The 18,430-nt window shown below is 73.2% G+C and carries 14 protein-coding genes and 1 pseudogene; 8 read left to right on the top strand and 7 right to left on the bottom strand.

The features are described from left to right. Nucleotides 1-247 precede the first annotated feature (247 nt). The 5 genes from mnmG (at nucleotide 248) to MKK60_RS05390 (ending at nucleotide 5,363) form a co-directional block, all read left to right on the top strand. Nucleotides 248-2,122, top strand: a complete 1,875-nt coding sequence (mnmG, locus tag MKK60_RS05370; RefSeq protein ID WP_243984152.1) for a tRNA uridine-5-carboxymethylaminomethyl(34) synthesis enzyme MnmG — start codon at nucleotides 248-250, stop codon at nucleotides 2,120-2,122. Between the two features lie 202 nt (nucleotides 2,123-2,324). After that, complete coding sequence (gene rsmG / locus MKK60_RS05375) at nucleotides 2,325-2,951, top strand: 16S rRNA (guanine(527)-N(7))-methyltransferase RsmG (RefSeq protein WP_243984153.1); 627 nt, start codon at nucleotides 2,325-2,327, stop codon at nucleotides 2,949-2,951. A 49-nt stretch (nucleotides 2,952-3,000) separates the two neighbouring features. Next, nucleotides 3,001-3,849: a ParA family protein gene (locus MKK60_RS05380; RefSeq protein WP_147728222.1), complete on the top strand. Its 849-nt coding sequence runs from the start codon at nucleotides 3,001-3,003 to the stop codon at nucleotides 3,847-3,849. Nucleotides 3,850-3,945: 96 nt separating this feature from the next. Then, nucleotides 3,946-4,842, top strand: a complete 897-nt coding sequence (locus MKK60_RS05385) for a ParB/RepB/Spo0J family partition protein (RefSeq protein WP_243984197.1) — start codon at nucleotides 3,946-3,948, stop codon at nucleotides 4,840-4,842. 254 nt (nucleotides 4,843-5,096) lie between these two features. Beyond that, on the top strand, nucleotides 5,097-5,363 hold the full coding sequence (locus MKK60_RS05390) for a hypothetical protein (RefSeq protein ID WP_147728221.1): 267 nt from the start codon (nucleotides 5,097-5,099) through the stop codon (nucleotides 5,361-5,363). A 120-nt stretch (nucleotides 5,364-5,483) separates the two neighbouring features. Here MKK60_RS05390 and MKK60_RS05395 read toward each other — a convergent pair whose 3' ends face one another. Beyond that, entirely contained in the window at nucleotides 5,484-5,843 is a 360-nt protein-coding gene (locus MKK60_RS05395) for an ArsR/SmtB family transcription factor (RefSeq protein ID WP_243984155.1), read from the bottom strand. Between the two features lie 50 nt (nucleotides 5,844-5,893). On the opposite strand from MKK60_RS05395, the pseudogene arsH reads away from it, so the two are divergent. Further along, nucleotides 5,894-6,631, top strand: a pseudogene (gene arsH / locus MKK60_RS05400) (arsenical resistance protein ArsH). Nucleotides 6,632-6,742: 111 nt separating this feature from the next. On the opposite strand, the gene holA reads toward arsH, so the two are convergent. From holA to MKK60_RS05425, 5 genes are all read right to left on the bottom strand, one after another. Continuing rightward, nucleotides 6,743-7,774, bottom strand: a complete 1,032-nt coding sequence (gene holA, locus MKK60_RS05405) for a DNA polymerase III subunit delta (RefSeq protein WP_243984157.1) — start codon at nucleotides 7,772-7,774, stop codon at nucleotides 6,743-6,745. Nucleotides 7,775-7,796: 22 nt separating this feature from the next. Then, the gene (gene lptE / locus MKK60_RS05410; RefSeq protein ID WP_147728217.1) at nucleotides 7,797-8,357 is read right to left on the bottom strand and encodes an LPS assembly lipoprotein LptE; all 561 of its coding nucleotides are present in this window, start codon (nucleotides 8,355-8,357) and stop codon (nucleotides 7,797-7,799) included. 520 nt (nucleotides 8,358-8,877) lie between these two features. After that, nucleotides 8,878-9,729 carry an acid phosphatase gene (locus MKK60_RS05415; protein WP_147729549.1) on the bottom strand — a complete coding sequence of 284 codons (852 nt, stop codon included), beginning with the start codon at nucleotides 9,727-9,729 and terminating at the stop codon, nucleotides 8,878-8,880. Between the two features lie 140 nt (nucleotides 9,730-9,869). Further along, nucleotides 9,870-11,270, bottom strand: a complete 1,401-nt coding sequence (locus MKK60_RS05420) for an amidase (protein ID WP_243984160.1) — start codon at nucleotides 11,268-11,270, stop codon at nucleotides 9,870-9,872. Between the two features lie 108 nt (nucleotides 11,271-11,378). Continuing rightward, a complete protein-coding gene (locus MKK60_RS05425; RefSeq protein ID WP_243984162.1) occupies nucleotides 11,379-12,992 on the bottom strand; it encodes an ABC transporter substrate-binding protein in 1,614 nt (537 codons plus the stop codon). 249 nt (nucleotides 12,993-13,241) lie between these two features. Between MKK60_RS05425 and MKK60_RS05430 the strand changes: the two genes are divergently transcribed. Next, entirely contained in the window at nucleotides 13,242-14,786 is a 1,545-nt protein-coding gene (locus MKK60_RS05430) for an acetolactate synthase large subunit (RefSeq protein ID WP_243932888.1), read from the top strand. Between the two features lie 343 nt (nucleotides 14,787-15,129). Next, nucleotides 15,130-17,487 carry a penicillin acylase family protein gene (locus tag MKK60_RS05435; protein ID WP_243984164.1) on the top strand — a complete coding sequence of 786 codons (2,358 nt, stop codon included), beginning with the start codon at nucleotides 15,130-15,132 and terminating at the stop codon, nucleotides 17,485-17,487. Between the two features lie 133 nt (nucleotides 17,488-17,620). Here the strand turns inward: MKK60_RS05435 and MKK60_RS05440 are convergent, their stop codons facing one another. Then, nucleotides 17,621-18,289: a hypothetical protein gene (locus tag MKK60_RS05440; protein WP_243984166.1), complete on the bottom strand. Its 669-nt coding sequence runs from the start codon at nucleotides 18,287-18,289 to the stop codon at nucleotides 17,621-17,623. Nucleotides 18,290-18,430: the final 141 nt, after the last annotated feature.

Here is an 18,430-nt window from a genome sequence, read left to right on the forward strand (position 1 = left end):
GACACGCGATCGTGAGTCCCGCAAGGGGTTTCATCTAGGGTCGGTATCGAAATTCGCCACGTTCGACTGCCGAACGTAGTCGGCCATCGTGCGGCAAGGCTCGGGCCGGGTGGATCGACTGATCGAATGCAGTATTCGTTGCCGAAGGCGACGGCACCGTGCCTCTGGATGGGGCACGATCGATGCGATCCCGCTCAGCGGATCCCGGGCGATTGACCTTTCCGCAGCGCGGCGGCACATCCCGCGGATGCATGAGACGTCTCCACAGGCCTTCGATGTCCTCGTCGTCGGCGGCGGCCATGCCGGCGTCGAGGCGGCGGCGGCCGCCGCCCGGTGCGGCGCACGCACCGCCCTGGTCACGCACGATCCGGCGACCATCGGCGCGATGTCGTGCAATCCGGCGATCGGCGGCCTCGGCAAGGGCCATCTCGTGCGCGAGGTCGACGCCCTCGACGGCTTGATGGGCCGGGTCGCCGACGCGGCCGGCATCCAGTTCCGGCTGCTCAACCGGCGCAAGGGCCCGGCGGTGCGCGGGCCGCGCACCCAGGCCGACCGCAAGCTCTACGCGGCGGCGATGCAGGCGGCGGTGGCCGAGACCCGGAACCTGACCGTGGTCGCAGGCGCCTGCGAGGATCTGGTGGTGCGGGACGGGCGCGTCGCCGGGATCGTGCTCGGCGACGGGCGGACGCTCAGCGGCGGCGCGGTGGTGCTCACCACCGGCACCTTCCTGCGCGGGTTGATCCATATCGGCCCGGTTCAGATCCCGGCCGGCCGCGTCGGCGAGGCGCCGGCGGTCGGGCTGGCCCGGACCCTCGACCGGCTCGGCTTCCGGCTCGGGCGCCTGAAGACCGGCACCCCGCCGCGCCTCGACGGCCGCACCATCGACTGGTCAAGATTGGAGATGCAGGAGGCCGACGCCGAGCCGGTGCCGTTCTCGACCCTGACCGAGCGGATCACCACCCCGCAGATCCGCTGCGGCATCACCCGGACGACGCAAGCGGTCCACGACCTGATCCGCGAGACCCTGCACCTGTCGCCGATGTATTCCGGCGGCATCAGCAGCCGCGGCCCGCGCTACTGCCCGTCGATCGAGGACAAGGTGGTGCGCTTCGGCGACCGCGAGGGCCACCAGATCTTCCTCGAGCCCGAAGGCCTCGACGACCCGACGATCTACCCGAACGGCATCTCCACCGCGCTGCCGGAGGCGGTGCAGCACCGGCTCGTCGCCCTGATCCCGGGCCTGGAGGCGACGCGGATCCTGCGGCCGGGCTACGCCATCGAGTACGATTACGTCGACCCGCGCGAGCTCGATGCCGGGCTTCAGGCCGAGCGCCTGCCGGGCCTGCTGCTCGCCGGGCAGATCAACGGCACCACCGGCTACGAGGAGGCGGCGGGGCAGGGGCTGGTCGCCGGGATCAACGCCGCACGGATCGCCGGCGGCGCGGCGGTGGCGACCTTCGACCGGGCCGAATCCTACCTCGGCGTGATGATCGACGACCTCGTCACCCATGGGGTGAGCGAGCCCTACCGCATGTTCACCTCGCGCTCGGAGTATCGCCTGAGCCTGCGCGTCGACAACGCCGACGAGCGCCTGACCCCGCGCGGGGCCGCGCTCGGCTGCGTCGGGACCCGGCGGGCGGCGCACTTCGCCGCGTCGCAGGCGGAGCTGTCGGCGGTGCGCGCCCGCCTCGACGCGCTGACCCTGACGCCGACCCAGGCGCAGGCCCACGGCCTCGCGCTCAACCAGGACGGCATCCGCCGCACCGCCTTCCAAATTCTCTCCTATCCCGATCTGGACTGGGGCCGCTTGGCCTCGGTCTGGCCCGAGCTGAGCGCGGTCTCGCCGCGGATCGCCCAGCGCCTGCGGACGGATGCGACCTACGCGGTCTATCTCGACCGGCAGAATGCCGACATCGCCGCCTTCCGCCGCGACGAGGCGGTGAGCCTGCCGGTTCGGCTGGATTACGGGCGCATCGCCGGGCTCTCCAACGAGATGCGGATCAAGCTCGAGACCGTGCGGCCGGGAACCCTGGGGCAGGCGGCGCGGATCGAGAGCGTCACCCCGGCCGCGCTTACGCTGCTCGCCGCGCATGCGCGGCGTCGCGAGGCGGTGGCATCGTGAGGATGGTCCTAGCCGCAACGCGCGTCTTCCCTCCCCCCTCTGCGGGGGAGGGTACCCTGCGGAGCAGGGGGGGAGAGGGGAGCTCCGTTTCCGGAAAGGGCGCTCCCCTGTCCCGACCCTCGCTGACGCGAGGCCCACCCTCCCCCGCAGGGGGGGGAGGGGAACCCGCGGATGTCGTCCGAAGCCTTCCTGGGGCCTCGCGATGAGCGCCGATCGCGACCGCGTGCTCGCCGCCGCGAATGTTTCACGTGAAACAGCGCAACGGCTCGATCTCTACGTGGCGCAGCTGGCGCGCTGGCAGACGATCAAGAACCTGGTCGGGCCGGCGACCCTGGCCGAGGTCTGGACGCGGCACGTGGCCGATGCGCTGCAGCTGCTCGACCTGATGCCGGAGGCGCGCCGCTGGCTCGACCTCGGCTCGGGCGCCGGCATCCCCGGGCTTATCCTCGCCATCGCCGGGCCGCCCGGCATCCGCGTCGACCTCGTCGAGAGCAACGCCCGCAAGTGCGCCTTCCTGACCGAGGCGGCCCGGGTCACCGGGGCGCCGGTAACGGTCCACAACGCGCGGATCGAGGCGGTGATCGGCGATCACCAGGGGGTCGACGTGGTCTGCGCCCGGGCGCTCGCGCCGCTCGACCAGCTTCTCGCCTGGACCGAGCCACTGTTGAAAACGGGCACCACCGGGCTGTTTCCGAAGGGACGGGAAGCGGTTGCGGAATTGACCGATGCCGCGGCGCGGTGGACAGTCGGCCACGATCTCATTCCGAGCCGAACCGAGTCGGCCGCCCGGATCGTCCGCGTCACCGCCCTCGCTCCCAAGAGCCCCTAGCTCTCGAGAGCCTGCCACTCCCCCAAGCGTTCCCGTCTCCCAGGCGCCCATGACAAGCGACGCGACTCCCCATCCCGCTGCCGATGCCGCGCCCGCGCGGCCGCTCCGGGTGCTGGCGCTGGCCAACCAGAAGGGCGGCGTCGGCAAGACCACGACGGCGATCAACCTCGGCACCGCGCTCGCGGCGATCGGCGAGCAGGTTCTGGTGATCGACCTCGACCCGCAGGGCAACGCCTCGACCGGGCTCGGCATCGACCGGCGCGCCCGCCGGGTCTCGACCTACGAGGTGATGGCGGGCGAGGCGTCGCTGGCCCAGGCCGTGGTGCCCACCGCGGTTCCGCGCCTGTCGGTGGCGCCCTCGACCATGGACCTGCTCGGCCTGGAGCTGGAGCTGGCCTCGCTGCCCGACCGGGCGCACCGCCTGCGCAACGTGCTGCGGGGCCTGCGCGACGCGAACGCGACGCGCGACGTCAGCTACGTGCTGATCGACTGCCCGCCCTCGCTGAACCTGCTGACCATCAACGCGCTCGCCGCCGCCGATGCGGTGCTGGTGCCGCTGCAATGCGAGTTCTTCGCGCTCGAGGGCCTGAGCCAGCTGCTGCGCACCGTCGAGCAGGTGCGCGGCGCCTTGAACCCGAAGCTGACGATCCAGGGGATCGTGCTGACGATGTTCGATCCGCGCAACAACCTGTCGACGCAGGTGGTAGCGGACGTGCGCGGCTTCATGGGCGAGAAGGTCTACGAGACCATGATCCCGAGGAACGTCCGCGTGTCGGAAGCGCCCTCGCACGGCAAGCCGGTGCTGCTCTACGACCTGAAATGCGCGGGCTCGCAGGCCTACCTGCGGCTCGCCTCGGAAGTGATCCAGCGCGAGGGCCGGGTGCCGGCGGCGGCGTGAGCAGTCGCGACCCGCCCGTTTCGGCGGGCGGATGCGGCCCGGGACGGTTCAGGTGTACGGCGTAACGATGCGTAACGGAGTGAGTGGGTGAGCGGGATGGCGGACGAGGTGGCACGGCCCCGGCTGGGGCGGGGGCTCGCGGCCCTGATCGGCGATTTCGGGGATGCGGGCAACGAGGCGGGCAAGGTGCAGGCGCAGCGTAAGGTCGCGGTCGAGTTCCTGCGACCGAACCCGCGCAACCCGCGCCGCAGCTTCAGCGAGACCGACCTCGACGAGCTCGCCGCTTCGATCCGCATGCGCGGCATCATCCAGCCGATCGTGGTGCGGGCGCTCGGCGAGGTGCCCGGCACGTTCGAGATCGTGGCGGGCGAGCGCCGCTGGCGCGCGGCCCAGCGGGCCGGGCACGACGAGGTGCCGGTGGTGGTGGTCGAGATCGACGACCGCGCCTCGCTCGAGTTCGCGATCCTGGAGAACATCCAGCGCGCCGACCTCAACGCCATCGAGGAGGCCTCCGGCTACGAGCGGCTGATGAGCGAGTTCTCCTATACGCAGCGCGAGCTTGCCGAGATCCTGGGCAAGAGCCGCAGCCACCTCGCCAACACCCTGCGCCTGCTCAACCTGCCGGCGAAGGTGCAGGAGCGGCTGGTCGCGGCCGAGATCACCGCCGGCCATGCCCGCGCGCTGCTCGGCGTGCGCGCGCCCGAGCTGGTGGCCAAGCGCATCGTCGAGGAGGGGCTGACGGTGCGCGACGTCGAGGCGATCGCCGCGTCCGAGCAGCAGCCCGACGACGTGTCGCGGCCCGGCCGGCCGCGTGGGCTGACCGAGAAGACCGCCGAGGTGCGCTCGCTGGAAAGCCGCCTCGCCCTGGCGCTCGGCCTCGGCGTGACCCTGAAGGCGAAGTCGTCCGAGGCCGGCGAGATCCGGATCCGCTACGGCACGGCCCAGGAATTCGAGGATCTCTGCCGCCGCTTCCAGGTGCCCGACGCCGGCTGACCGGCCGACGCCGGACGCCTCATCGCGGCGTCCGGATCTCTTGCCCCCGCGTCCGATCCCGGGACGGATGCGGGGCCGAGCCTTGTGGCGGCGGCGTGCGCGCGCCTAGAAGCGGGCTGCGTCCACCGTCCGGGAGCGCGTTCCATCGGTCCACGCCGTGGCGTTGCGGCGGGGCCTGCAGGCTCGCATTCGGGCCTCGGTGCCGGCCTCCGGCCGTTCGCGCGGCCCGTTCCATCCTTCGCACGGACACCTCCATGCCCCGCCTACGCACGATGATCCTGGCCGCAGGCCTTCTCGCGATCCCCGGTCTCGGCCTTGCCCAGACCAGCTCCATCCGCGAGGCGCTGAAGCAGAACTGCACCGGCGATTACCTCGAGCATTGCAGCGAGCACCCGCCCGGCGGCCCGGCGGTGGAGGCCTGCTTCCGGGCCAACCTGAGCAAACTGTCGCCCGAATGCGCCGCGGCGATCGCCCTCTACAAGCGCGAGACCAAGGGCCGGCGGATCTCCGAGGGGCGGTGAGCCGGCCCCGGGCCGCCAGCCGCGCCGGTCCGGGAGCAGATCGCGCACCGCCTCGGACGGGCGGCACGGACGGACGCCGCCCGGGGCGACGTCGATCTGGGGGCTCCGGCGGCCGTCGCGTCAGCGATGGCGTTCGTCATCGGTAAGGATTCGGCAGGTGTCGAGGGCGGACAGGGCCGGCGCGCAGACGTCCGGGTGGCCCTGGCAGCAATCGCGCATCAGGAACTGGATCAACCCGCCGAGCGCCGGGTAGGCCGCGCTGTAGAGGATCGAGCGGCCCTCGCGCCGGGACGCGATCAGCCCGGCATGCGCGAGTTCCTTCACGTGGAACGAGAGGTTCGAGGTCGAGACGCCGACCGCGCCGGCGAGGGCACTGGCCGCGACGCCCTCCGGCCCCGCGGTCACGAGATGGCGCACGATCCGCAGGCGGTGCGCCTGGGCGAGCGCGCCGAAGGCGGCCAGAGCTTGCGCTTCGTCCATCGTCGGTCCAATATTTCAATGAATATTGAAACATAACGGACGCCCGACGCGTGGACAAGCCGCCCTTCGCCGATCTGCCCAACATCGCCGCCGAGCACTTCGCCGTGCCGACGCCGGGCACCCTCGCGCCGAAGACCAGCTTCGCCCATCCGCCGCGATTCCTCATCCTGTACGGATCGCTGCGCGCGCGCGCCTTCAGCCGGTTCCTGGCCGAGGAGGCGGCCCGCCTGCTCGCGGCGATGGGTGGCGAGGCGCGGATCTATCACGCCGACGGCCTGCCGCTGCCGGACGACGCCACCGCCGACCATCCGAAGGTCCGGGAGCTGCGCGCCGCCTCGCTGTGGTCGGAGGGGCAGGTCTGGGTCAGCCCGGAGCGCCACGGCACGCTCACCGGCGTGATGAAGAGCCAGATCGACTGGCTGCCGCTCTCGGAGGGCTCGGTGCGCCCGACGCAGGGGCGCACGCTCGCGGTGATGCAGGTCTCGGGCGGCTCGCAATCGTTCAACGCCGTCAACGCCCTGCGCGTGCTCGGGCGCTGGATGCGGATGATCACCATCCCCAACCAGTCCTCGGTGCCCGCCGCCTACACGCAGTTCGACGAGGCCGGCCGGATGAAGCCGGGGCCGCTCTAAGACCGCGTCGTCGACGTCTGCGAGGAGCTCTACAAGTTCACGCTGCTCACCCGCGAGCGGGCCGACCTCCTGGTCGACCGCTATTCCGAGCGGAAGGAGCGGGCGCCCGCGCGCCTCGATGCGGTGGCCGCCGACATCGGGTTCGCCAAGCCGTAGGTAGCGGCCCGGCGGGGCTTCGGCCGGATCACGCAGCGTGATCCGGCGCGGCGGTCGCTCGTCAAGCCGGATCGGCGCCGATCGGCGGGCTTTGCTTGCGCGATCCGGGCCTCAGCCCCGTCGCCGCGCCGCCTGCGTCGCGATCCGCAGCAGGGCGGAGGAGGCGTGGGCGTGGGCCAGGACCGGATCGGAGCGGCGGCAGGCCAGGATCGCGTCCTGGAGGATCTGCACCGCCTGGCGCAGGGTGTTGGGGCTCCAGCGGGCGAGCTGCGTCTCGATGCTGCCCTTGCGCTTGAAGTGCAGGCCGCGCCAGCTCGCGACCATCAGGCTCGGCGCCTTGTCGCCGCCCTCGATCCGCACGGCGAGCAGCTGCAGCGCATGGCGCAGGCCGGAGCCCAACATCGCCGAGGGGTCGAGGCCCTCGTGGCGGAAGCGGCGGATGTCGCGCTCCACCACGTCGCCTTGGCCCGCGAAGGCGGCGTCGATCAGGGTGTTGAGCTGGCTGCCGGCGACGTCGCTCACCACCGCCTCGACGTCGTCGAGCCCGACGGTTCCGGTGCCGGCCGCGTAGAGCGCGAGCTTCTCGATCTCGGCGAGGCTCGCCCGGCGGTCGCCGCCCAGGCTTTCGGCCAGCAGGGTGCGGGCGTCGCGGTCGATGCGCAGGCCGCGCGCCTCCAGCGTCCGGTCGATCAGGTCGGCGATCGCGCGGGCGTCGTCGGCGTAGCATGGGATCGCCAGCGCCTTGGCCGACTTCTCGCACAGCGTGCGCAGCGGCGCGGTCTTGGCCAGATCGCCGGCCTCGATCACGATGCGCGTGCCCTGGATCTCGCCCTTGAGCAGCGCCTCGACGGCGGGCGCTATCGGCCGGCTCGTCGGGCGCACCCAGATCGCGCGCTTGTCGCCGAACAGCCCGACGGTGCCGGCCTCGTCGACGAGCCGGCCGGGATCGCCGGCGAGCACGTCGCCGTCGATCCGCACCAGGGCGAACGGGTCGCCCGGATCGGTGACGAAGCCCTCGGCGAGCTGCTTGGCGCGCTCGGCGACCAGCCCGGTATCGGGGCCGAACAGCAGGATCACCGGCATGCGCGGGTCCGGCCCGCGCCGCAGCAACCCATCGATCTCGCCGGCCTTGACCGCGGTCACGCCCGGGCTCCCCGCCCGATCCTCAAGGCTTGGCCGAGAGCACCGAGGCGAGGCGGGTCTTGATCTGGTCGGCCAGCACCGAGGCGAGGCGGATCTCGGCGTCGCGGGCGGCGCGCAGGGATGCGAAGCGCTGCACCGAGCGGTCATAGGTCGCGGTCGAGGTCGCCACGCCCTCGGTGACGATCTTGGTGCCGTCGAGGTTTTCGAGGCTGTACTTGACCACGCCGACGATGGTGCCGGCCTCGGCGCGGCCCGTGGTGGTCGAGACGATCGGCGTCTGTACCGACTCGCTGCCCTGCAGCTTCAGCCGGTAGCGCTTCGGCCCGGGCTGGCCGGAGCCGTCGAGGGCGAAGATCAGCTCGCTGCGCAGGTAGTGCCCGATGCGCTCCTGGTCGCGCGCCATCGCGATGTCGTCGACCTGGATGCCGGCGAGCAGCGCGGGCAGCGACTCGCCGGACGCCGTCGGCCCGTAGAGTGGGCGGAAGCAGGCCGAGAGGTTGAGCGCGAGGCCTGCGACGCAGGCGAGACGGGCCGCCCGCGCCGCGGCGCGAGCCGTCGCGGTCCCGATCGTTGTGTCCGCCATCCGCCTCATCCGCCCGCCGCAATCCGTCTCGTCCAGGGTTCTTTAGCGCGAGCGAACGGCCCGGCGCCACGACCCTACGCGCGATCCCTTACGATTCGTCTGCGGCGGGAGTTGGGTCGCCGAGGTCGGCGACCGCGGGCCGCGGAGGCCGGACGCGTCGCGCCGCGGCGAAGCCGAAGACGTCGGCGGGAACGCTCCCCGGGGGGCGTCGACCGGCCGCTTCGGCGCCTGCGGGCGCGGCCGTCCCGCTGCGCGCCAGCGACGATCGAGACCGCCCGCGGCGTCTCGGGACGTGCCGGTCTCGGGCCGTGCCGGGCCGACACGCAGGCGGTGCAGCCGCCGCCGGAGCGTTGACGCGCGCGGCGACGCGGACCGGGTGGCACGCGCGAAACCTCACGACGGGGGCGCGGCGCGCGCGGGCATGCTTCCCGGTCACGCACGCGCGATCGTCACGACGGCATCGTCGCAATCGCGTGCCGAGACGGGTACGGATCCGGGATTTCCCACGGATCGCGGCCCTCTAGAACTCGAGGCCGGGGCTTTTCAGGGCGTCGGCCTCGCGGCTGCAGAAGGCCTGATCCGGGGGCTTGCGCTCGCCCGCCAGCACCTTGGCGAGCTCGGCCCGCGCCCGGTCGAGATCGGCCCGGAAGGCGGCGTCGCCGACGAGCGCCGCGAAGATCACCGAGCCGTTGGTGCGCCCGGCGGCGACGTCGCTCAGCCAGTGCACGCCGCAGACCACGCGGCTCTCGCCGTAGGCCCGGCCGCGGGCGAGGATGGCGGTGGCCTTCTCGGGCACCAGCGCGGCCATGATCAGGGCGTAGGCCCAGCCCTGGGTGGCGTGGCCCGACGGATAGCTGAAGCTGTCGGCGAGCGCCTGGGTCCGCTGCACGCAGATCGGCGCCTCGTTGCCGACGAAGGGGCGCAGGCGCCGGTAATGCACCTTCGGCCCGCGGGTGCCGGCGGCGATGTCGAGGCGCGCGCGCTCGAACAGGGTGATCACCGCCGGCACGCGGGCCTGGTCGATGCGGGTGCCGAGCACGCAGGCGAAGGTCTCGAGGATCGCGGCCGCGCCCTCGGCCACGTCGGTGGCGGCCATCTCCCAGCGCGGCGTGCCCTTCATCGCCCGCGTGGCGTTGAAGGCGGCGCGGTCGGCCGCCTCCAGGGTCGAGTGGCTCGCCGGCGGCGCCGGCAGGATCTGGACGGTGTCGGGCACGCCCGTGCCGGTCAGGTACGGCTTGTGCGCCGGCTTGTCCGGGCGGACCGGGTCGGCGGCGACGGAGGGCGCCGACGGCTCGGCCGTGGCCGGGGTCTCGGCATGCACGGCGGGAGCGAGGAGCGCGAGGAGCGCCAGGGCGATCGGGAAACGCGGCATCGGGTCCGTCCTCCGGGGCGGGCGAGGCCCAAGCCATAACGCCCGGACGTTGAACGGGATACGACGGCACCGCGACTTTTCCGATCGCGGCCTCACCTCTTCCCTCTCCCGCTTGAGGGGGGGAGGGAAGAGCCGCCCCCTCAGAACCCGGACGGCGCCCGCAGGTGCCATTCGGTCGCGCCCTGGAACGCCTGCCCGATGCGCAGGGCCAGCGCTTCGTCGTAGCCGCGGCCGACGATCTGCAGCGAGAGCGGCAGGCCGCCGCGCGAGACGCCGTTCGGCAGGCTGAGGCCGCACAGGTCGAGCAGGTTGGCGAAGCGCGTGAAGCGGGAGGGCAGGTGCAGCTCGTCGACCTCCGCCAGGGGCACGGCCGCGGTCTCGGTGGTCGGCGTCAGGATCGCGTCGATCCCGTCCCAGGCGCCCGCGAGGTCGCGCTTGAGCGCGTCGCGGCGCTCGAGCGTCGCGAGGTACTCCTGCGCCGACAGGGTGCGGCCGCCGAGGATGCGCGCGCGCACCGCGTCGCCGAGCGGCGCGGCCGCGTCCTCGGCGAGCGCGCCGTTGACGAAGTAGGCCTCGGCGTTGGTGATCCCGCTCATCGCCACGAGGTCGGCGAAGCGGAACGGCAGCGCGACGTCGACGATCTCCGCGCCGAGCCCGGACAGCACGTCGAGGGAGGCATCGTAGGCGGCCAGCATCTCGGCCGAGCAGCCGTCCCGCTCGGCCTCCGGCATCCGCGCGAGCCGCAGGCCGCGCACGCCGCGGTTCAGGGTCGGGAACGGGTCGACGGGCAGGATGCCGCGGGTCGCCGGGTCGAGCGGATCGGGGCCGGAGATCGCCGCGTAGAGCAGCGCGGCGTCGGCGACGCTGCGGGCGAGCGGGCCGGGGGTGTCGAGGGTCGCGCTGAGCGGGACGATGCCGTGGGTCGAGACCCGGCCGACGGTGACCTTCAGCCCGGTCAGCCCGCAGAAGGCCGCGGGCAGGCGCACCGAGCCGCCGGTATCGGTGCCGATGCCCCAGGGCGCCATCCGCGCCGCCACCGCGACGCCGGTGCCGCTGCTCGATCCGCCGGGCGTGCGGGCGACCGCGAGGTCCCACGGGTTCCACGGGGTGCCGAGATGCGGGTTGGTGCCCCAGCCGCCATAGGCGAACTCCACCGTGTGGGTCTTGCCGAGCACGATCATCCCCTGCGCGATCAGGCGCCGGGCGATGGTGGCGGTGCGGGCGGCGCGCCGCGCCCGGTGGGCGGCCGAGCCGCCCATGGTGATGCGGCCCTCGAGGTCGATCAGGTCCTTCAGCGCGATCGGCACCCCATGCAGCGGCCCGACCGCGTGGCCGGAGCGGATCGCCCGGTCCGCGCCCTCGGCCGCCAGCCGCGCATCGTCGGCGAACACCTCGGTGAAGGCCTGGAGCTTCGGCTCGCGGGCGGCGATGCGGTCGAGCATCGCCGCCACGGCCTCGACCGGCGACAGCGTTTTGCCGGCAATTCTTTTTGCGAGCTCGGTCGCGGAGAGGTCGGCGATGGCGTTCGTCGTGTCGGTCATCCGGAAGGACCCTTGCTTGTCCGGTCGTCGTGGTCGGGGGCTATCCCGTCGTCCCGGGGCGCCGCTCACGCGGCCCCGGAACGACGGGGCGTCGAGCGTCGGACGCGGCTACGGCAGGCTCACCAGCGTCAGGTCGACGAACCAGCTCTGCGGCGAGACGAACCCCTTCACCTTCGGGCTCATGCCGCGGGGGTTGAGGTCGTGGACGACGTAGAGCCAGGGCGGGTCGTCGACGAGGCGCTCGTGCGCGGCCTTGGTGGCGGCCGAGATCTCGGCCGGGTCGCTTGATTCGGCGAGCGTCCTCAGGGCCTTGTCGAAGGTCGCGTCGGTCCAGTTCGGGAAGTTGAAGCCGTTGGGCGGAAACCGGTCGGCCGCGAAGTAGCGCACCATCACGCCCGCATCGGATGTGGGCGAGGAGACGTTGAGGGCGTTCGAGCCCTGCAGGCTGGCCGCGTCGGGCAGCGCCCGGCTCGAGTTCAGCAGGATCTGCCACTCGACGACGTTGAACGACACGTCGACGTCGCAGGCCTGCTTGAGGTTCTCCTGCAGGAACTCGTTCATCGGCATCGGCGACATCTGCCCCGAGCCGGAGGCCGAGATCATGATCTTCAGCGCGAGCGGGTTCCTGGCGGTGAAGCCGGCCTCGGCCAGCAGCGCCTTGCCCCGCTTCGGATCGAAGCCGTAGCGGTTCTTGGGGGTGCCGAAATCCGGGTTGCCGTCGTTGAACCAGCCGCTCGCGGCCTCCGCGGTGCCGTTGAGGAAGCTGACCACCGCCGCGCGGTCGACGCAGTAGTTCAGGGCCTGGCGCACGCGCACGTCCTTCACCGGGCTGTTGGTCGCGCCGATGTTGAAGATCCATGGCCAGACATGCGGGTAGGTGCCGGTGGTGACGGCGAAGCCCGCGGCCTTCAGCGACGGGATCGCGTCGGGCGCCGGCACCTCGATCCAGTCGACCTGGCCGGCCCGCAACGCGGCGATCCGGGCGTTGGCCTCGGGGATCGGCATCAGGCGGACCCGGTCGACCTTGGCGAGGCGGGACCTGTCCCAGTAGCCGTCGTTGCGGGCGAGATCCGCCGATTCCCGCGGCGTCACCTTGGTCAGCTTGAACGGCCCGGTGCCGGCGGCCGGCACCGCCTGCACCTTGGCCCAGTCGCGCCCGGCCTTCTCGAACGATTTCGGGGAGGTGAACAGCAGGTACACCGCCATGTAGGGGAAGTACGAGGCCACCTGCGTGGTGGTGATCTGCACCGTCCTGTCGTCGAGCTTCTTGTAGCTGCCCATGATCGGCACCCGGGCGCGGGAGATGCCGGCGCCCTGCGCCTCGAATTGCGGGCTGTCGTTCTTGAAGTAGCGGTCGAGGTTCCAGATCACCGCGTCGGCATCGAACGCTTCGCCGTCGTGGAAGCGCACGCCGTCGCGCAGGTGGAAGGTCCAGACCCGCTTGTCCTCGGCCGACTGCTCCCAGGCGGTGGCGAGCGCCGGCATCAGCCCGGCCGGCCGGTCGGTGCGGGTGAGGTCCCACTGCACCAGCCCCTCGAAGATCGGGTAGCCGAGGAAGCGCATGCCCTCGAAGCCGTTGTTGGGCATGCCGGTGGCGGTGGGAATGTCGGTCGCGGTCATCGCGATGCGCAGGACGCTCTCGGCGAGCGCCGGCGGCGCGGCCAGCGCGGTGGTGACGGCGAGGGCAGCCAGGGTACGGCCGAGCATCGTGCGGCTTCTCATGCGTGGGTCCGGGAAAGCCCCTCCGGGCGAGGGGGGAGGCCCCTGCGGGCGAGGGGGACAGTCCCTCCGGGCAAGACCTGCGCCAACGATCTTGGGTTGTGCCGCAGGACAATGGCGTCTTGGGCGTTGCGCCCGGGCCTTGCGCCGCCCTATCCCGCGGCACCACGATGGCGCCTTCGGAGGTTTCGCTCCCGGCGGGGCCTGCGGTTCCGGACCGCCAGATGAGGGATGAGCGCGTTGGCAGAGACGATGAACGGCGCCGAGAGCCTGGTCCGCACCCTGGTCGCGGGCGGCGTTGAGGTGTGCTTCACCAATCCCGGCACCTCCGAGATGCATTTCGTGGCGGCGCTCGACCGGGTCGAGGGCATGGCCTGCGTGCTGTTCCTGTTCGAGGGCGGCGCGACGGGGGCCGCCGACGGCTACGCCCGCATGGCCGACAAGCCGGCCTCGACCCTGCTCCATCTCGGCCCCGGCCTCGCCAACGGCCTGGCCAACCTCCACAACGCGCGCCGCGCCCGCTCGCCGATCGTCAACATCGTCGGCGAGCACGCCACCTATCACCGCATCCACGACGCGCCGCTGACCTCGGACATCGCCGGCTTCGCCCGGCCGGTCTCGGCCTGGCTGCGCATGGGCACCACCGCCGAGGCCATCGCCGCGGACGGCGCCGACGCGATCGCCGCGGCGCGGACCGCCCCGGGGCGGATCGCGACCCTGATCCTGCCCGCCGACACCGCCTGGAACCCGGGCACCGGCATCGCGCCCGTCCCCGCGATTCCCGAGCGCGCGCGGGCGGGCGCGGATGCGCTGCGGCGCGCCGTCGCGGCCCTGGCCTCGGGCGAGCCGGCGGTGCTGCACCTGTCCGACCGGGCGGTGCGCGGCGAGGGCCGCCGCATCGCCGCCCGCATCGCGCGGAAGACCGGCGCCAAGCTGCTGGCCATGGCCGCCAACGCCCGGATCGACCGCGGCGCCGGCACGGTGCCGATCGAGCGCCTGCCCTACCCGATCGACGCCGCGATCGAGACCCTGGCGCCCTACCGCCACGTCATCCTCGTCGGCGCGACGCCGCCGGTCGGGTTCTTCGCCTATCCCGGCAAGCCGAGCGTGCTCAGCGCGCCGGACGCCGAGACGATCGTGCTGGCGACGCCGGAGGAGGACCAGATCGAGGCGCTGGAGCGGCTGGCCGAGGCCGTCGGCGCGCCGGCGGACGAGTCGTCGGCCGCCGGCCCGCGCCCGGAGCTGCCGACCGCCGGCGCGCTCGCCGACGCCGCCATCGGCCGGGTGCTCGGCGCGCTGATCCCCGAGGGCGCGATCGTCTGCGACGAGTCGATCACCACCGGCCGCAACTTCTTCGGGCAGACCCATGCGGCCGCGCCCCACAGCTGGCTCCAGCTCGGCGGCGGCGCGATCGGCCTCGGCATCCCGATGGCGACGGGCGCCGCCATCGCCTGTCCCGGCCGCAAGGTGATCGCGCTGCAGGCCGACGGCAGCGCGCTCTACACCGCCCAGGCGCTGTGGACCCAGGCGCGCGAGCGCCTCGACGTGGTGACGCTGATCTGGTCGAACCGCTCCTACGCCATCCTGCGCCACGAGCTCGCCAACGTGGGCGCCGCCAATCCCGGCCCGAAGGCGATCGGCATGCTGACGCTGGACGACCCGGCGATCGACTGGGTCAGCCTCGCCAGGGGCTTCGGCGTCGAGGCGCGCCGCGTGGAGAATTTAGCCGACTTCATCGACGTGTTCCGCGGGGCGCTGGCCCGGCGCGGGCCGTTCCTGATCGAGGTGGCTCTGTGAGGACCGGACAGACAGCCGCCGCGTCCGTTTCGTCTCCTTCAGCCGGCGTGCCGATGCCCGAATGGCCCTCCCTTCCCCTCTCCCCGCACGCGGGGAGAGGCCCGCAGGCCCCTTGTCGTGCCTGCGGGAAGCGGTGGCGAAGCCGAAGCGGCGGTGAGGGGGCGTGGACGAACGAGGCTCCTTCGTCGAGACCCCCTCACCGTCGGCTGCCGCCTCGCCGCGACGACGACGAGGTCGTCGCGGCCCTCTCCCCGCAGGCGGGGCGAGGGGATGCGCGCGGATCTCGGCGTGATGCCTTGCCGTCGACGTCCCGGCTTGCGGCATCAGGGCAGGGGACGCGGGCGTGACCACCTTCACCCTCCCGGGCCTGTCCGCGCCCGCCGAGATCCGCGTCGACCGCCACGGCGTGCCGCATCTCCGCGCCGCGTCGCAGGACGACGTCTTTCGCGTGCAGGGGTTCAACGCCGCCCGCGACCGGCTGTGGCAGCTCGACCTGTGGCGCAAGCGCGGCCTCGGGCTGCTCGCCGCCGATTTCGGGCCGGGCTACCTCGCGCAGGACCGGGCGGCGCGGCTGTTCCTGTACCGCGGCGACATGGAGGCGGAGTGGGCGGCCTACGGGCATCCGCGCACTCGGAACATCGTCGAGGCCTTCGTCGCCGGGCTGAACGCCTACGTCGCCCTGACCCTCGAGCGCCCCGACCTGCTGCCGCCGGAATTCGCCGCCCTCGGGACGCGCCCGGCGGCGTGGGCGCCCGAGGACGTGGTCCGCATCCGCAGCCATGCGCTGGTGCGCAACGTGGCCTCCGAGGTCGCCCGCGCGCAGGTGCTGGCGCGCGCCGACGCCGAGACCGACGCCCTGCGCAAGGGCCTCAGCCCCCCGCACGCGACGATGCCGCTCGGCGATCTCGAGCCGGCGCACTGGCCGGACGACCTGCTCGACGTGGTCCGCCTCGCCACCGCGCCGGTCGGGTTCGATCCGGCCCGGCTCGCCGCCACCCGCGACGCGGCCTGGGCCTGGACCCGGGTCGACGCGCACGGGAACGTCGGGCGCGAGACGATCGCCGAAAACCCCGAGCCGGCCGGCGACGGCTCGAACGCCTGGGCGGTCGCGCCGTCGCGCAGCGCCACCGGGCGGCCGATCCTGGCGAGCGACCCGCACCGCGCCTACGCCCTGCCGGCGCTGCGCTACGTCGTCCACCTCACCGCGCCCGGGCTCGACGTGATCGGCGCCGGCGAGCCGGCGCTCCCCGGCATCAGCATCGGCCACAACGGCAAGGCCGCCTTCGGCCTGACCATCGCCCCCTTCGACCAGGAGGACCTGTTCGTCCTCGACGTCGACCCCGGCGACCCGGATCGGTTCCGGTTCGACGGCGGCTGGGCGCCGATCGAGCGGGTGCACGAGCGCATCCCCGTCCGTGGCGAGGCCGACGAGCCGGTCACGCTCGGCTTCACCCGCCACGGCCCGGTGATCTGCGAGGACCGCGCCACCGCCAAGGCCTTCGCCGTCCGCACGGTGTGGTCCGAGCCCGGCGCCGGCGCCTATCTCGGCAGCCTGGCCTATCTCGACGCCGCGACGCCGGAGGCCTTCGGCGCGGCGCTGCGGCACTGGTCGGCGCCCTCCGTCAACCAGGTCTACGCCGACGTGACCGGGCGGGTCGCGTGGTTCACGGCGGGCAAGGCGCCGATCCGCCCGAACTGGGACGGCCTGCTGCCGGTGCCGGGCGACGGCCGATACGCCTGGGCCGGGTTCCACGACGGGGGAGACCTGCCGAGCCGGATCGATCCGGGCGCCGGCTTCGTCTACTCGGCCAATGAGATGAACCTGCCGGAGGAGTACCCGGCTGAGGCGCGGAAGCTCGGCTTCGAGTGGCACGAACCGTGGCGCGCCCGGCGCATCCGCACGGTGCTGGCGCACCAGCCGCAGCACGCGCCGGCCGACTCGCAGCGGCTCCAGGGCGACGACGTCTCCGAGCCGGCGCTGCGGCTGGCGCACCTCGCCGCGACGCTGGCCGCGCCCGCCGACGCGGAGGCCCGCCGGGCGATCGCCCTGCTCGAGACCTTCGACGGGCACCTGCACGAGGGCTCGGCCTCGGCCGCGCTGGTGGAGGTGTTCTGGGTGCACCACCTGCGCCCGGCCCTGCTGCACGCCCTCGTGCCCGATCCGGAGACCCGGCGCCTGCTGCCGCCGGGCGACCTGCAGGCCCTGCTCGACCGCCTGGAGACGCCGCGCCCGCCGCTCGACCGCGCCGCCCGCGACGCGCTGGTCGAACGCACCCTGGCGGCGGCCTGGCGGGACTGCGCGGCCCGCCTCGGCCCCGATCCCGCGGCCTGGGCCTGGGGCCGCCTGCACCACGCGCTGTTCGCGCACCCGCTCGGCCCGCGCGGCTTCACCGGCCACGATGTCGGCCCCCTGCCGATGCCGGGGGCGGGGCCCTGCGTGATGCACGCCGAGTACGACCCCGCGACGTTCCGGATGACGCACGGCGCCTCGTTCCGGATGGTGCTCGACGTCGGCGACTGGGATGCCGGCGTCTTCGTCAATGCGCCGGGCCAATCCGGCCACCCGGCGAGCCCGCACTACGCCGACCATGCCGAGCCCTGGGCCCGGCGCGCCTACCGTCCGCTGCTGTACTCCCGCGCGGCGGTCGACGCCGCGACCGAGACGGTGATCACGCTGGTGCCGGGCGGCGACGGCGCCTGACGAGATCGCTTTGGACGAAGGCCCCGCCTTCGACCGAGCGGACGCCGACCTCGTTCCCGGGCCTCGAACGAAGACAGGCCCCCCGCCGTCCCTCCCCCCTCTGCGGGGGAGGGAAGAGGCTCCGCGCGTTCCGTCATCCCGCAGCGGGTCGCGATCGCGCCGGCGCCCAGCGGCGCAGGGCGAGGTGGGTCGGGAGGAACAGCAGGGTCGGCAGGCCGACGATCAGGCCCGCGAGCCAGGCCCAGGCCGGAACCCAGGTCTGCGCCGCCCGGTCGCTCATGCCCCAGACGTAGTTGATGTTGACCGGGGTCAGGCCCGGCTCCGGCGTCGGCGGCGGCATCAGGAAGAAGCACGCCAGCAGGGTGACGATCGCGAGCGCGGTCCAGGTCGGCAGGGCGCGGCAATCGTAGCCGAGGCGGCCGACCAGGTAGATCAGCAGGAAAGGCAGCCAGCCGTGGAAGCCCGACAGGCCGCGCAGGAACGGCGCGGTGCTCCGATCGAACATGTAGGCGGTCATCCCGGTGATCGGGCAGCCGATGGCGGTGCCGAGGAAGTCGAGCACCCACAGCAGTTGCGGCGCGACGAGGCCGACCGCGCACATCGCGACGAGCAGCGGGCTCTCCAGCCAGATCCCGACCAGGGTCAGCAGCAGCGACTGGTCGCAGAAGTACAGGAAGTTCGTCGGGCCGTAAGAGGACAGGTAGGTCGGGACCAGGACCGCGACGAAGGCGGTGTAGGCGAGCTTGACGGGCATCGGGATGCGCCCGCGCGAAGCGGGGGCGAGCGCCGGGAATTCGGGCATCGGATCGTCTCGGCTGGCGAAGGGACGGGGAAATTCGGGTCCGGCGAGGCCCGGCCGGGATTTCGGCAGGGCCTCGCGAGGGGGCGTCGGTCCTGTCTCGGGTCGGACCTTGCCCGGATCGGACCCTGCCCGGATCGGACC

The sequence above is a fragment of the Methylobacterium sp. J-092 genome (genome assembly GCF_022829325.1).
Lineage (GTDB): Bacteria > Pseudomonadota > Alphaproteobacteria > Rhizobiales > Beijerinckiaceae > Methylobacterium.

Excerpts from the sequence above, each read along its gene's own strand:
- mnmG (WP_243984152.1), top strand. The coding sequence starts at position 248 with ATGCATGAGACGTCTCCACAGGCCTTCGATGTCCTCGTCGTCGGCGGC.
- rsmG (WP_243984153.1), top strand. The coding sequence starts at position 2,325 with ATGAGCGCCGATCGCGACCGCGTGCTCGCCGCCGCGAATGTTTCACGT.
- MKK60_RS05380 (WP_147728222.1), top strand. The coding sequence starts at position 3,001 with ATGACAAGCGACGCGACTCCCCATCCCGCTGCCGATGCCGCGCCCGCG.
- MKK60_RS05385 (WP_243984197.1), top strand. The coding sequence starts at position 3,946 with ATGGCGGACGAGGTGGCACGGCCCCGGCTGGGGCGGGGGCTCGCGGCC.
- MKK60_RS05390 (WP_147728221.1), top strand. The coding sequence starts at position 5,097 with ATGCCCCGCCTACGCACGATGATCCTGGCCGCAGGCCTTCTCGCGATC.
- MKK60_RS05395 (WP_243984155.1), bottom strand. The coding sequence starts at position 5,843 with ATGGACGAAGCGCAAGCTCTGGCCGCCTTCGGCGCGCTCGCCCAGGCG.
- lptE (WP_147728217.1), bottom strand. The coding sequence starts at position 8,357 with ATGGCGGACACAACGATCGGGACCGCGACGGCTCGCGCCGCGGCGCGG.
- MKK60_RS05415 (WP_147729549.1), bottom strand. The coding sequence starts at position 9,729 with ATGCCGCGTTTCCCGATCGCCCTGGCGCTCCTCGCGCTCCTCGCTCCC.
- MKK60_RS05420 (WP_243984160.1), bottom strand. The coding sequence starts at position 11,270 with ATGACCGACACGACGAACGCCATCGCCGACCTCTCCGCGACCGAGCTC.
- MKK60_RS05425 (WP_243984162.1), bottom strand. The coding sequence starts at position 12,992 with ATGAGAAGCCGCACGATGCTCGGCCGTACCCTGGCTGCCCTCGCCGTC.
- MKK60_RS05430 (WP_243932888.1), top strand. The coding sequence starts at position 13,242 with ATGAACGGCGCCGAGAGCCTGGTCCGCACCCTGGTCGCGGGCGGCGTT.
- MKK60_RS05440 (WP_243984166.1), bottom strand. The coding sequence starts at position 18,289 with ATGCCCGAATTCCCGGCGCTCGCCCCCGCTTCGCGCGGGCGCATCCCG.